15 protein-coding genes are annotated in these 11,840 nt (G+C 70.3%); 10 read left to right on the plus strand and 5 right to left on the minus strand.

What is annotated here, in order from left to right:
• Window positions 1-265 precede the first annotated feature (265 nt).
• Window positions 266-751, minus strand: coding sequence for a hypothetical protein (locus STSP_RS17190; protein ID WP_232789682.1), 486 nt, complete (start codon window positions 749-751; stop codon window positions 266-268).
• A gap of 193 nt (window positions 752-944) precedes the next feature.
• Here STSP_RS17190 and STSP_RS17195 point away from each other — a divergent pair, with 193 nt between their 5' ends.
• Window positions 945-1,385 carry a hypothetical protein gene (locus STSP_RS17195; protein WP_067278452.1) on the plus strand — a complete coding sequence of 147 codons (441 nt, stop codon included), beginning with the start codon at window positions 945-947 and terminating at the stop codon, window positions 1,383-1,385.
• Window positions 1,386-1,418: 33 nt separating this feature from the next.
• On the opposite strand, the gene STSP_RS17200 is transcribed toward STSP_RS17195, so the two are convergent.
• Window positions 1,419-1,661: a DUF397 domain-containing protein gene (locus STSP_RS17200; protein ID WP_067278454.1), complete on the minus strand. Its 243-nt coding sequence runs from the start codon at window positions 1,659-1,661 to the stop codon at window positions 1,419-1,421.
• Window positions 1,645-2,472 carry a helix-turn-helix domain-containing protein gene (locus tag STSP_RS17205; protein ID WP_067278456.1) on the minus strand — a complete coding sequence of 276 codons (828 nt, stop codon included), beginning with the start codon at window positions 2,470-2,472 and terminating at the stop codon, window positions 1,645-1,647. The genes STSP_RS17200 and STSP_RS17205 overlap by 17 nt, the downstream gene beginning before the upstream one ends.
• Before the next feature lie 111 nt (window positions 2,473-2,583).
• Between STSP_RS17205 and STSP_RS17210 the strand changes: the two genes are divergently transcribed.
• The 4 genes from STSP_RS17210 to STSP_RS17225 all read left to right on the plus strand — a co-directional run bounded on the left by STSP_RS17210 (window position 2,584) and on the right by STSP_RS17225 (window position 4,776).
• On the plus strand, window positions 2,584-2,823 hold the full coding sequence (locus STSP_RS17210; RefSeq protein WP_232789683.1) for a hypothetical protein: 240 nt from the start codon (window positions 2,584-2,586) through the stop codon (window positions 2,821-2,823).
• Entirely contained in the window at window positions 2,824-3,114 is a 291-nt protein-coding gene (locus STSP_RS17215; RefSeq protein WP_078067255.1) for a hypothetical protein, read from the plus strand. It abuts the gene before it with no gap.
• Window positions 3,115-3,217: 103 nt separating this feature from the next.
• On the plus strand, window positions 3,218-3,724 hold the full coding sequence (locus STSP_RS17220; RefSeq protein ID WP_232789684.1) for a hypothetical protein: 507 nt from the start codon (window positions 3,218-3,220) through the stop codon (window positions 3,722-3,724).
• Between the two features lie 371 nt (window positions 3,725-4,095).
• The gene (locus STSP_RS17225; RefSeq protein WP_232789685.1) at window positions 4,096-4,776 is read left to right on the plus strand and encodes a hypothetical protein; all 681 of its coding nucleotides are present in this window, start codon (window positions 4,096-4,098) and stop codon (window positions 4,774-4,776) included.
• 27 nt (window positions 4,777-4,803) lie between these two features.
• Here the strand turns inward: STSP_RS17225 and STSP_RS17230 are convergent, their stop codons facing one another.
• Entirely contained in the window at window positions 4,804-5,139 is a 336-nt protein-coding gene (locus tag STSP_RS17230) for a hypothetical protein (RefSeq protein ID WP_157902847.1), read from the minus strand.
• A 291-nt stretch (window positions 5,140-5,430) separates the two neighbouring features.
• Between STSP_RS17230 and STSP_RS17235 the strand changes: the two genes are divergently transcribed.
• The 5 genes from STSP_RS17235 to STSP_RS17255 all read left to right on the plus strand — a co-directional run bounded on the left by STSP_RS17235 (window position 5,431) and on the right by STSP_RS17255 (window position 10,543).
• Window positions 5,431-5,832, plus strand: a complete 402-nt coding sequence (locus STSP_RS17235) for a hypothetical protein (protein ID WP_107441323.1) — start codon at window positions 5,431-5,433, stop codon at window positions 5,830-5,832.
• Window positions 5,833-6,048: 216 nt separating this feature from the next.
• A complete protein-coding gene (locus tag STSP_RS17240) occupies window positions 6,049-6,690 on the plus strand; it encodes an RNA polymerase sigma factor (protein ID WP_067278473.1) in 642 nt (213 codons plus the stop codon).
• A gap of 210 nt (window positions 6,691-6,900) precedes the next feature.
• Window positions 6,901-7,773: a hypothetical protein gene (locus STSP_RS17245; RefSeq protein WP_067278474.1), complete on the plus strand. Its 873-nt coding sequence runs from the start codon at window positions 6,901-6,903 to the stop codon at window positions 7,771-7,773.
• A gap of 755 nt (window positions 7,774-8,528) precedes the next feature.
• The gene (locus tag STSP_RS17250) at window positions 8,529-9,191 is read left to right on the plus strand and encodes an RNA polymerase sigma factor (protein WP_067278477.1); all 663 of its coding nucleotides are present in this window, start codon (window positions 8,529-8,531) and stop codon (window positions 9,189-9,191) included.
• A complete protein-coding gene (locus tag STSP_RS17255; RefSeq protein ID WP_067278479.1) occupies window positions 9,191-10,543 on the plus strand; it encodes a hypothetical protein in 1,353 nt (450 codons plus the stop codon). The genes STSP_RS17250 and STSP_RS17255 overlap by 1 nt, the downstream gene beginning before the upstream one ends.
• A 378-nt stretch (window positions 10,544-10,921) precedes the next feature.
• Here the strand turns inward: STSP_RS17255 and STSP_RS17260 are convergent, their stop codons facing one another.
• The gene (locus tag STSP_RS17260; RefSeq protein ID WP_067278481.1) at window positions 10,922-11,785 is read right to left on the minus strand and encodes a L,D-transpeptidase family protein; all 864 of its coding nucleotides are present in this window, start codon (window positions 11,783-11,785) and stop codon (window positions 10,922-10,924) included.
• Between the last annotated feature and the right edge of the window lie 55 nt (window positions 11,786-11,840).

Consider the following 11,840-nt stretch of genomic DNA (forward strand, 5'->3'; position numbering starts at 1 on the left):
CTTACGGGATTCGGCATCCTTGTCCGCCGGCGCGGAAGGACTCGCCACGGCGTACGTGACCACGCCGGCCCCACCCAGTACGACCGCCCCGATCGTCAGCCATGCTCTCCGCTTCAGACTCAGCGGCTTGTACGCATGGGTCTTTCCTGGACTCAAATGCCCCACCCCTAGAGATTCTTCACAAAATGACCACCCGTCACAGAGTGGCTCTTCATTTCAGCTCACATCTACCGGCAAACATCACCACCGAAAGATGTGGCGTATATCACTTGGACGTTGACGACTCCGCAGCCGGAGGCAATTCGCCCCGACATGTCGCGCGCCCGAACTCGCCATACGCCGTCGCGGTCTGCACATGCTTTCCGCGAACGGCGAGCGCACAGCTCGCCCGCCCGCCCTTCTCGCCGAGCGTGATGGTCACCGTGGGCGTCCTGCCGAGCGGCACGTCGACGGTCTTCCGCCAGGGCAGCTCGACACCGGTCGCCTCCGCGGCCTCACCGGACCGGCTGCGCCCCTGGTACGTGATGTCGGCCGTGCCGTCGCCAGTCACCTCGTACGTCACCGAGGCGCGCGGAACGTCCTGCTCCGGCTTCTTCTCCCCGGTGTCGAGCACCCCGTACAGAACGAGCCCGCCGCAGGCGGCGAGCAGGACGGCGGCGACGGCGAGGGCACGCCGGTCGGGGCCTTTGGACTCCTTGGGCCCGGCTGTTTCGGTGGATTCCGTCGATTCGGTCGAATCCGTCGATGGCATACGGCTCCGCTTTCCGTTCTGCTTTCCGTCGGTCTGCGTTCGCTTTTCCGTTTCCGGTGCATTCATCGGACGCTGGGAATGCACGGAGGCGCAGAGCCGAGGGTTATACCGCATTGCCGGAGCGCCGGGCCACCGCCCGGAAGAAGCGGACATATCGCGGGGGCTGCGATGCCCGGATGACACCATCCGGACCATGGGAAACCTCTACGACTACTTCAGCGCGCCCGACGACGACACCGCACTGACGGCATTCGATGAAGGTCCGGCGGCCGTGGGTCTGCAGGTGCTCGACGCCAAGGGGATAGACCCGTACCTGCTGATCGGAGCCGCCGAAGCGCTGCTCACCGGCACGACCTTCGACGAGGTGGCCGCCCAACCACGCTTCAACCACCTCTTGAGCGCCCCCGAGGCCGACAGCCGCTGGATCGTCACGCTGACCGACCAGCTACGCGACGTGCTGGCTGAGGCGTCCACCGAGAGGCTCGCTGCCGTCGCCGTCCCCTGGTCCAGGACCGAGGAGTTCCACGGGTCGGCCGATCCCGGGATACTCGCCGACTTCCTCGGCCGACTGGCAGACATCGCCCGACAAGCGCGAACGCAGGGTCACGGGCTCTATTGCCGGGTGTCGCTCTGAGGGGTGGCGGCGGCCCCAGCCCGGTCAGGGTCCTCAGATGTCGCCGAGGCCGCTGTTCTTGACCGCAGTGACGAAGGAGGTCCAGGCGGGGGAGGAGAACACGACGGCCGGACCGTGGGGGTTCTTGCTGTCGCGGACGGGGACGCAGGCGGGGCGGGCGGTGTCGTTGACTTCGAGGCAGTCGCCGCTGCTGCCCCCGCTGTAGCTGGACTTGCGCCACGTCGACAGCACAGAGGCGTCCGAAATGCTGAGTTGCTGCTTACTGCTGCTCTCCATGCTCGTAATCCTCCGCGATGGACTTGATCAGCGCCAGGGAGTTGCGGTGAGACAGCGCGTCGCCCATGGCGTGATCGTAGGCCACCTGGCACTCGCCTACGACGGACGGGACTTCCAGCACCCGGCCCGTCTTCAGGCCTTCCGCGTAGGCGACTGGTGGCAGGTCCTCGAACCACATCAGCGAGATGAAGCCCTCCAGTAGTGCGTGAAAGCCCACTGAGAAGGGGAGCACATGCACACGGATGCGGTGGCTCTCGCCCAGCTTCACGATGTGACGGAGCTGTTCGCACATCACTGCCGGACCGCCGACCGGTCGCCGCAGCACCGCTTCGTCGAGCAGATACCAGACCACTGGGGACTTGAAGTCTTCGAGGATGCGGGCACGTTGGAGACGGGTGACGAGGAGCCTGTCACGTTCCTCGTCGGTCTTGGGTGGGAAGCCAGACTGGAGCACCTCACGTGCGTACGCGGGTGTCTGCAGCATGCCGGGGACCAGCTTCGGGGCGTACTCCCTGATCACAGTCGCCTGTCGCTCCAACTCCAGCGCCTCCGCGAAATGCTGGGCGACCGTGCCCTCGCCCTGTGTCGGCAGGAACCGGACGAAGACCCCGCCCGTCTGCAGCACCTCGTCGAGCCGCCGCGCATCCTCCACCGACGGCCGCCGCCGCCCCGCCTCGATATGGGCGATGTGCGTGCGCGACATGATCGCCCGCACGCTCAGTTCCTCCTGTGTGAGCCCGGCCGCCTCGCGTCGGCGGCGTAGCTCCTCTCCGTAACTGGAGCGGGATCCGGGATTGTCCTCGATTGCCATACGCAACTCCCGAATGTGACATCGCAGTTGTCACGCTGAGTCCACTGGTGAGCGTACCTGCGGTGACGCCAATCTGTGAGCGGTTCGGTACACAGAGCGAAAGGCGGTGCGATGGCAATGGTGACGCCGCACATGGAGTTCGAAGAGGGTGCATACGTCGCCCACACCGGCACGGACGTTTACGGCCCCGGAAGGGTGATCGGCGTCGACGGCGATCTGCGTCGCGTGCGGTTCGTGCACTTCGTGGCCACCATCGCGGCGCGCGACCTGCGTACTGCCACTCCCGACGAGGAGGCGCAGATGAGGGCGTGGCTGAGACAGAAGGTGAAGCGCTACGGGGGCCGCTGGTAAGTGACCGTGCGTGCACGTGAGTCCGTACGAATGCTGGCCTGGCAGTTGTCGCTGCCGGAAGGCGCCGACGAGCCGCTGTCGCGTACCGCCGAGCGGGCCCGGATCGGAAAGTGCGCCTTCTTGCGCGCCAAGCGGGAGTTGAAGAAGCGGCCCGACCTGGTGGACGGGCTGGTCGCGCTCACGGCGCTGGAGATCGGCGCGGCGCTTGTCGCGACGTCCGATCCCGACGACATCCGGGCCTATCTGGGGCAACTGCCGGGAGCGGAGTCCGTCATCCCGCTGCGAGTCTGACCTCTGCTCTGCAGTTTTCGCCTGTGTTTTCCGTGTGTGCACTGACCCGCGCTCCAGTGTCAGTGTCCCCCCCCTAAGGTGGCGCCGATCTCACGGATCTCACATGGGGAGGGGCAGCGCGATGGGCGCGAGCGGCTGGCAGTACGTCACTCCGTACAAGGGCAGTGTCGAGGAGTCTCTGGAGGCTCTGCATACGGAGGTTTTCGAGGAGCTCTACGGCTACGACGACACGTACGGGTCGCTTGAGGAGCTGTGGGAGGACGAGGAGTTCATGGAGGAGGAGGGGACCCACTCGATCCTCGACATCCAACGCGTCGTCCACACGAACGCCGCCCCGTCCGAGCACAACGTCGAGGACTACGGCACACTGCGCCCGCTGGCACACGACCGCATCGTGCACCATTTCGGTACGGATCGACCGTCGCTCAGCCGGTTCGCGGAGCTGATCGACGAGGCCTACGAGGTCATCCGGACAGTCGCGCCCGCCGCCCGGCAGCACAGCGAGACGCTGCTCGACGAGTGCCGCATGCGGTGGACCGGCGTGTACGTCGTCCTGTACACCGACGAGGAGCCGAGCCACGTGGGCATATTCGGGTACTCGGGCGACTGAGCCCTTAGGGGCGTCGGGAGTTGCCCAGGCTCGGGTGCGGTCGGCATGCCGTAGCTGAGTGTCTGGAATGTCCGGAGGCTTGATTCCGTCGTGACGCGGCGGCTAGAACCTCGGCCGTCCGCGACCCGCGCCCCAGCAAGGAGCACACCGTGCACGTCCGGCCGCGCCACATTCCGATCGCCATCGCCGTAGTCGGCGCGCTGGCGGCGACGTCCGCTTGCGGTGGAGGCGGCGATGGCGGAAGCTCCGCCTCGGGCCCGGGCCCGGTCGCCTCGGCGAAAGCGACCGCCGGCGCGGCGCAGGCGAAGAAGAAGCAGTCGCCGAAGCCGCCGGGGACCCCACAGGAATTCCTTGACCGGGCCGAGGAAGCGATGGCCGCCGAGAAGGGCTGGACGTTCGCCGTGCGGGGTCAAGAGAGCCTCGTACTGCAGGGGCAGGCGAGCGGCGCTTCCTATGCATCCACGGTGCGGCGCACCCTGGCCCCCGACGCCTTCCAGTCGACGGGGACGATCACGACCAGCAAGGGCGTGCGCAAACCCGAAGAGATCTTCGTGCTCGACGGCACGGGATATGTGAAAGAGGGAACCGCGGGCTGGAAGGAGCAACCCGCCTCCGATCCGGACATGCAGAACAAGGTCGAAGATCCCATGGCCGCCATCGAGGAGTTCAGGAGCTACGTCAAGGAATCCGGCGGCGATGTCACGCTGACCCGGAAGGGCGGCGAGGTCAGGCTTCAGGTGAGCGTGTCCTCACGGAAACTCCCGCAGGTCCGCGACCGGGCCTACGTCAAGGCCGCGGTACGAGAGCTGAACCCGACCCTGAAGCAACTCCGCAGCGCCGGAGTCTCGGCGACCGAGGATCAGCTCACCCTTTCCAGTCTCAAGCAGACACTGGTCGTGGACGCCGACACGTACCGCATCACATCCCACCGGTTCCAGTTCGGCTTCCTCATTCCCTATGGCGGCCAGAACATCACGTACAGGCAGGATGTCAGGGAGGAGAACAAGGGAGTGTTCGAGGGGAGCATCGAGCTTCCCACTGGGCTGAGTTAGCGGGCGGCCGAAAGCCTCGAGCCGCGCTCACTCGTCCTGCACATTCCTGTCCCACGCCTGGAACGGGCCACTCGTCCGGGTCTCCGATGTCGAGGTGTCCCAGAACAGGTTGCTCGTCGCGCGCGTCGTGCCCCAGACGCAGGGTGCCTGCAGCCAGATGAACTCGCCTATGTCCAGCGGGCCGTACGCCGACACCACCGCCTTGTAATCGGCGGGCAGGCGCAGGCCCAGCCAGGACTCGACCACGTCCCAGTCGACCGGCACGGTGACGGCTTCGGGCGACGGCGGTCCGAAGAGCGCCGCGAAGCGGCTGTTGTGCGGCGAGTCCGGGCCGGATGGCGGGCTCATGGCGTTCCTGTCCATGCGCGTCATGGTGACAGGCGGGTCTGACAACCGGCTCGGCCCGCTGCCCAACGGGCGGGTGGCGTGGAGCGGTTGAGGACGCCTCGGAGAGGCGTGCAGACCAACGAGAAGTCCAAATGGTTGTGCGGAACGGGTGAATCCGCCTTGTGAGAATCGGCACTTCTGTGGCGCGTGATGTTCACGAGGCGACATCCGCTTGGTCAAGCAGACGATCAAGCAGACGATCGAGAGCCGCGGAGGGCGGGGGACCGCATGGATGAGGGCCAGAGACACGTGCCGAAGGCGCGGGACATGCGGCGGCATGCCGCCGGGTTCGTCGCGCATGCGACGGCCACGGGCGCCACGCGCCGCTTTCCGCTGCCGCTCGACTACTCCGTCGCGAGCCTGCGCCTCGTGGACTTCCTCGTCGACGGCCTGCGCAAGGGCGGCCGGGAGCGGGCACGCGTGGCGGGGACGCTGTTCGGCCTGGGGGCGTACGTGGGTGAGGTGCTGGTGCGCCGGACGGGCGCCGAGTGGGTGGACCTGGACGAGAGCCAGCGCGTCTACTTTGGGCAGCCGGTGGGCGTGCGGATGCCCGACGGGCGGGTGTGGAGCCCGCTGAGCCGCGTGGTGAACCGTTTCGAGGTGGGGCCGGAGGAATCGTTGCAGACCTTCTATCTGACCCTCCACGGGCGGGTCCGGAAAGCAGGCTGACCCGACGGCGCCGCCTGTGACGGCACATGGTGCCCGCGGCACTCACTCGCCGCGGACCTCGGGGAACAAGACCGTTTCTGTCGGACTTTCGCGCCGGAAGCACCCGCCCGCACCCGACACGCCAGCAGCTGTGACATTTCTGTGAGTCGGCACGCTGATCATCGTGGGGGCATGGGCACGGTGATCTGTGTCGCGTCGGCGCGAAGAGGAAAGCGGTTGGGCCACGGAGGGGAACCCCGTCGCGCGCAGGGGCCCGACGGGGAGCTGGGCACTGCCGTCGCACGGGCGCAGCAGGGCGACGAGATCGCCTTCGCCGTCGCGTACCGTCTCGTGCAGCCGGGGCTCCTCGGCTATCTGCGCGGGCTCGTGGGCGACGACGCCGAGGACGTGGCTGCCGAGGCCTGGCTGGAGATCGCCCGCGACCTGGGGCGGTTCCGCGGGGACGGTGCGGGGTTCCGCGGCTGGACCGCCACCATCGCGCGGCACCGGGCGTTGGACCATCTGCGGCGGCAGAAGGCGCGGCCGCGTGCGGCGGCCCTCGAGCAGGACCTGCTCGAACTGCCCAGCGCGTACAGCACCCCCGAGCAGGCCCTGGAGTCCATCTCGACCGAAGCCGCGCTCTCCCTGATCGCCGACCTGCCGCGCGACCAGGCGGAAGCTGTGCTGCTGCGCGTTGTCGTCGGCCTCGACGGCCCGGCGGCCGCGCGGGTGCTGGGCAAGCGGCCGGGCGCTGTCCGTACGTCCGCGTACCGCGGCCTCAGGCGCCTCGCCGAGCGGCTCGGTGCCCGTGGCGCGACGGATGCGACAGTGGATGGTGTGACGGATGAGGGTCCGGGGACGCTGGGAGATTCGAGATGAACGAGAACTCCTCTTCGGGCATGTTGGGTTAAGTGAGGCGAGTTGGACAAGGGTGGCGGCGGGGACGGGGCGCAGAGGGCCGTGAACGGCTCGCCGGGTGCCTCTGCTTCGCAGGGCGGCGCGTCTGAGGCGTCGGCCTCTGGGCGCGCATCGGGTGCGTCGGTCGCCCCGAGGGTGCCGCGGGCACGGCAAGCGTCGGACGCGCCGGCCGTGCCGGGAGCGTCCCCTACGTCGGATCCGCAGCCCGCGGATCCGCAACCCGCGGATCCGCAGTCGGCGCGGGGTGCTGCGGACGACCCACTGACGAGGCTGGAGTCTCTCCTGGCCACGGCCGTACGGGCCGACCGGATCGACGTCGAAGCGGAGGAGCGGGCCATCGCCGCCTTCCGTGCGGCGCGTGACGGCGCCGGGCGCAGCTCCTCGCGCACCCGCGCCCGCGACGACTGGCGGCCGCGCGGCTGGCGCAGGCCCGGGCGGTCGCTGCGCGCGGTGGTCGGGGCGCTGCTGGCCAGCGTGACGCTGGGCGGTGTGGCGGTGGCGTCGATGGGTGTGCTCGGTACGTCGTCGGACGACGGCCACCGCGAGCGTCCGCGTACGCAGCAGACGGCCCAGGAGCCGACCGCCGGCGCTGAGTCGGCTGCCGCGCCCTCGCGTGGCGGCACCACGCCGCCGGAGTCCTCCCCGGCGGCCGGCGACCGCGGCCGGGACAAGGCCGCCGGGCCCGGGAACGGCAAGGCCCTGTGCCGCGCCTACGCTTCCGCGCAGGGCCGGGGCCGCGCGCTCGATGCGACGGCCTGGCGGCGTCTCGTCGACGCGGCGGGTGGCGAGGCATCCGTGAAGGCGTACTGCGACAAGCGGTTGGCGCCCGGGAAAGGCGCGAAGAAGAAGCGAACCGGGAGCGCCGCGGCGGACAGCGCGACCGGAAGCACCGCCGGCGCGACCGGAAGCAGCGGGAAGACGACGCAGAAGACCGCGGAAGCCGCCAGGAAAAGCACGGTGGCCGAAAAGAAGTCCCGGGGAAAGAGCGGCGCCAGCGCCAAGGCGGAATCCGGGGCGGCGACCGCCGCGGGCGCCGGAGGTTAGGCCCTGTCGTTCGACGACAGGGCCTGGAGCAGGCCGCCGAGTCCGGGCCTCGATTCGCGCGCGCAAGCGCGGATGGGAGGCACCCGCGCCGGACGGCTCTCAGCGGACCCGCTCGCTTCCGGGCCCCTTGCTGCCAGGCGCCGCCGGCTCCTCCCTGAGAGGTTTGCCGCCGGGCGCCTCCAGCCTGTCTGCCGCCTGAGTCCCCGAGAGCCGCCGCCTGTGTCCGGCCTGCCAATTCAGCCCGTCCGGCGTTTGAGGACGAGCCCGTCAGGGCGATACGGGGGGTCTGGGGGCGAAGTTCGTGTGTGGCCTGGGGTCCGTTGCCGGATGACGCGTCCTGTTCGGCAGGCGTCCCGCCACGGGGGCGCCTGGCCTGTCCGGTGGCGGCGTACGGCCGGATGCGCCGGGCGACCGGCAACCGGCCCCATGCGACGCGCCGTCAGGCGAGCCGTTGGCAACGGCCGGGGCCGCCACCCCCCACAGGAGAGGCCCCGGCCGTCGCGCGGCACGGGCCGCGCGGCGGCCCGTACTTGGTTCAGCGCCGTGCGTGCGTTTTCTGTCACACCCCGTTCCGGCCGCCGATCGGCGGAGAGATAGTTGCATGTTGTACGGACATGGACGAAGGCCGGTTTCAGGCCGTAGCGTGCCTTTCGCGCCGGACTGCGAGGCAGGACCGCAACCAACAATCGAGGAACCACGACGGCGAAGAACCAGGTCCGCGAAAGCGGCGCCGGTTGAGGCGCAAAAGGGGCGTAGTGCTGGGGGACGACGCGGAGCTGACCGCCGCGGTGCTTGCGGCACAGGACGGAGACGAGACCGCTTTCCGGACTGTGTACCGCGCCGTGCATCCACGGCTCCTGGGGTACGTACGGACGCTGGTGGGTGATCCGGACGCCGAGGACGTCACGTCGGAGGCGTGGCTGCAGATCGCCCGCGACATCGACCGCTTCAGCGGGGACGCGGACCGGTTCCGGGGCTGGGCGGCGCGCATAGCGCGCAACCGCGCCCTGGACCACATTCGGATGCGGGGGCGCCGCCCGGCGATAGGCGGGGACGAGACCGAGCTCGCCGGCAAGGCGGCCGAGTCCGACACCGCCGGCGAGGCCATGGAGGCCCTCGCCACAGGCAACGCCTTCTCGCTCATCGCGCAACTACCGCAGGACCAGGCCGAGGCCGTCGTCCTGCGCGTCGTCGTCGGGCTCGACGCCAAGAGCGCGGCCGAGACGCTGGGCAAGCGCCCCGGCGCCGTCCGGACCGCCGCACACCGCGGTCTGAAACGGCTCGCGGAGCTGCTCGGAGACGACCCGGACAACACGGGCGCGCTCAGCGCCGTACCACCCCAAAGAGAGTCGCTCACGCGCGCGGTGACGTCCTCCGGTGTGACGCATTCGCGTTTGCGGACGCAGAAGGACATGTGATGGCCGACGAGCGCAGTCAGTTTCCGGGGGGCGAGGACGCAGGCGGTTCCGCCGCGGGTGACCCCCGGACGCCCGGAGGCCGAACGCCGGGTCATACGCCCGGCCGAACGCCTTCCTTCACGCCTGACCGCCCGGCGGGCAGCCCGCACGACAGCACCCACGGCGCCTGGCTGGACGGCGACGCGGCGGAGCGTCTGCTGCGCGGCGAGCCCGTCGACGAGCAGGCGCGGCCCCAGGCCCACCGCCTCGCCGCGACGCTACGCGCGCTGACCGACGAGGGCCGTTTCCCCGCCGCTGCCGAACTCCCGGGCGAATCCGCGGCGTTGGCGGCCTTCCGGCAGGCGCGTGCCGAGCGGCGCGCGGAGCACTCGGCGTACGCGGGGACCGCCGGGCGCCTCGAGCACCCCGAGCGCCTCGGGCACCCCGGGCGCCCGGTCTATGCCGAGCACCCCGAGACGAGGCGGGGCCGCGGGCCTGGTCGCGTCGCGGACCACCTCGACGGCGGTTCGGTGCGCCTCGGCGTGCACCTCGGCCGCGCAGGCGCCGATCGCGCCGGTGTGCACCGCGCCGCCCCCGCCCGCGGCTTGGGCCGGCCTGTTCGGTTCGCACTCGCAGCGTTGCTGGCCGGCTGCATGATCGGCGGGGTCGCCGTGGCGGCCGGCTCCGGGGTGCTGCCGTCGCTGTTCGGCGGCGAAGGCGAGCCGGGTCCCGGCGTGTCCGTCTCCGCCGCGGCCACCCCGGAGCACCCGGCGGCGTCCCCGGCGCCCGACGCCCCGGAGGCCGACGGCGGCACCGGCACGCCCGAGTCCGGCAGCTCCTCGAGCGGGCCCGGCGATGACGCGTCGTCCCCGGGCGCCGCCGGGCAGGGCGAGGACAGCACCCAGCAGCCTGGCAACGGCGACGCCGGGCGCAGCGAAGAAGCCGAGCAGTGGAGGCGCACGGTCGCCCTCTGCCGCGAGTACAGCGCCGGCAAGAAGCTGGACGACGAGAAGTGGCGCTATCTCGAGGACTCCGCGGAGGGGAACGGCGCCGGTCGCGTCGACCGCTACTGCGAGGGAGTCCTGAACAAGGCCGATGCCGAAGGCGGTACCAAGGGCTCGAACGAGGACGGCGGCGACGGCGACAACGGTGGCAACGGCGGCGACAGCTCCGAGAAGGGCAACAGCAGCGACAAGGGCGCCGACGAGGACGACGTGAGCGACACGGGCAACTCCGTCGAGAAGAGCGGATCCGATGCCGCCGACTCCTCCGTGGACACCGACGCGCCCACCGCCACACCGACGGTTCTCACGTCGGGCAGCGCCCCGGAGCCGACCGCCACGGCGTCGTACAGCGCGCTGCCCGCCCAGTAGCAGCGGCGCCCGCCCAGTCGCAGCGCCCCGCCCAGCAGCAGCGCCTGCCCAGTAGCGGCGTAGCGGCGCCCGGCCGTCCGCCGACGCAGTGCCTCTGACCTGCGGAAACGCTCGCACTTGCGACTGTTCGAAAAGTGGGTGTGACATTTCTGAGCGCTCTGGCGCTGTAAGAAACGAGCCGACTGGTCATCGGCCAGGCCCGAGCCAGGGTTCCCCCCGTACCCACGGCTCGGCGCTATTGGCGCGGGTGGGGCACGTTCCCCCGGTCCCACCCGCGCCCTCTCTCACCTCGGCGCCCTCTCCGGCCTCGGCCTCTCCACTCGCCAGACGGCCTCAGCCCCGTGCGGGCGGCCTCGCAGACCGCCTCGCCGGACGGCCTCACCAGTAGATGACCACCCGGTCGCCCGTCCGCACCTGCGCGAACACGTTCGCGATCTTCGCCTCGTCCCGTACGTTCACACAGCCGTGCGACGCGCCGCTGTAGCCGCGGGCCGCGAAGTCGGCGGAGTAGTGGACGGCCTGGCCGCCGCTGAAGAACATCGCGTACGGCATCGGGGTGTCGTAGATCGTCGAGACGTGGTGCCGGGACTTCCAGTACACGCTGAACGTGCCCTCGCGCGTCGGCGTGTACTGCGAGCCGAACCGCACGTCCATCGACGACAGCACCTTGCCGTCCACCATCCACGACAGCGTCCGGCTCTTCTTGCTGATGCACAGGACCCGGCCCGTCAGGCAGCGGGGATCGGGCTTCGCGACCGGCAGCGTCGTCGGCGGGTAGAGCTCGTCGCGGGTGGGCGCGTCGGTCAGGCTCCGCAGCTTCCGCCAGGTCGCGGTGTCCGCCTTTCCCGTACGCGGCAGGCCGTGCGCGCCCTGGAAGGCGGAGACGGCGGCGGCCGTGACGGAGCCGTAGTAGCCCGTGGGGGCGCGGCCGAAGTGCTTCAGCGCGCGCAGCCGGGCCTGGAGCTCGCGGACCTTCCGTCCCGTGTCACCCCGCGTCATGAGGACCCTGGGCTTCTTCGGCGTCGCAGACGCGGTGGGCGACTCGCTCGGCTTGGCGTCACCAGCGTCCTCGGACGGCTTGTGCGGTCCCGGGGACGTCGGCGATATGCGCACCGGCGGCACCTTCTCCTCCGAGCCGGCGGCCTGCGCGGTGCAGCCTGCCGTCACGCCGATCAGGGCGAGCGCGGCGGCCGCGGCCAGTGAGGCTCGTGCGACGGGTGTATGTGTGACGGACGCGCGCATCGGATCCCCCCGTGGATTCCACCGTTCCCGTACGTTGCCGTATGCACCTTTCAGA

The organism is Streptomyces jeddahensis (assembly GCF_001642995.1).
GTDB lineage: Bacteria > Actinomycetota > Actinomycetes > Streptomycetales > Streptomycetaceae > Streptomyces > Streptomyces jeddahensis.

Coding starts and splice junctions, on each gene's coding strand:
- STSP_RS17220 (WP_232789684.1), top strand. CDS start 3,218: ATGGGGAGGGGCAGCGCGATGGGCGCGAGCGGCTGGCAGTACGTCACT.
- STSP_RS17210 (WP_232789683.1), top strand. CDS start 2,584: ATGGCAATGGTGACGCCGCACATGGAGTTCGAAGAGGGTGCATACGTC.
- STSP_RS17260 (WP_067278481.1), bottom strand. CDS start 11,785: ATGCGCGCGTCCGTCACACATACACCCGTCGCACGAGCCTCACTGGCC.
- STSP_RS17255 (WP_067278479.1), top strand. CDS start 9,191: ATGGCCGACGAGCGCAGTCAGTTTCCGGGGGGCGAGGACGCAGGCGGT.
- STSP_RS17230 (WP_157902847.1), bottom strand. CDS start 5,139: ATGGACAGGAACGCCATGAGCCCGCCATCCGGCCCGGACTCGCCGCAC.
- STSP_RS17190 (WP_232789682.1), bottom strand. CDS start 751: ATGCCATCGACGGATTCGACCGAATCGACGGAATCCACCGAAACAGCC.
- STSP_RS17205 (WP_067278456.1), bottom strand. CDS start 2,472: ATGGCAATCGAGGACAATCCCGGATCCCGCTCCAGTTACGGAGAGGAG.
- STSP_RS17195 (WP_067278452.1), top strand. CDS start 945: ATGGGAAACCTCTACGACTACTTCAGCGCGCCCGACGACGACACCGCA.
- STSP_RS17225 (WP_232789685.1), top strand. CDS start 4,096: ATGGCCGCCGAGAAGGGCTGGACGTTCGCCGTGCGGGGTCAAGAGAGC.
- STSP_RS17235 (WP_107441323.1), top strand. CDS start 5,431: ATGCGGCGGCATGCCGCCGGGTTCGTCGCGCATGCGACGGCCACGGGC.
- STSP_RS17200 (WP_067278454.1), bottom strand. CDS start 1,661: ATGGAGAGCAGCAGTAAGCAGCAACTCAGCATTTCGGACGCCTCTGTG.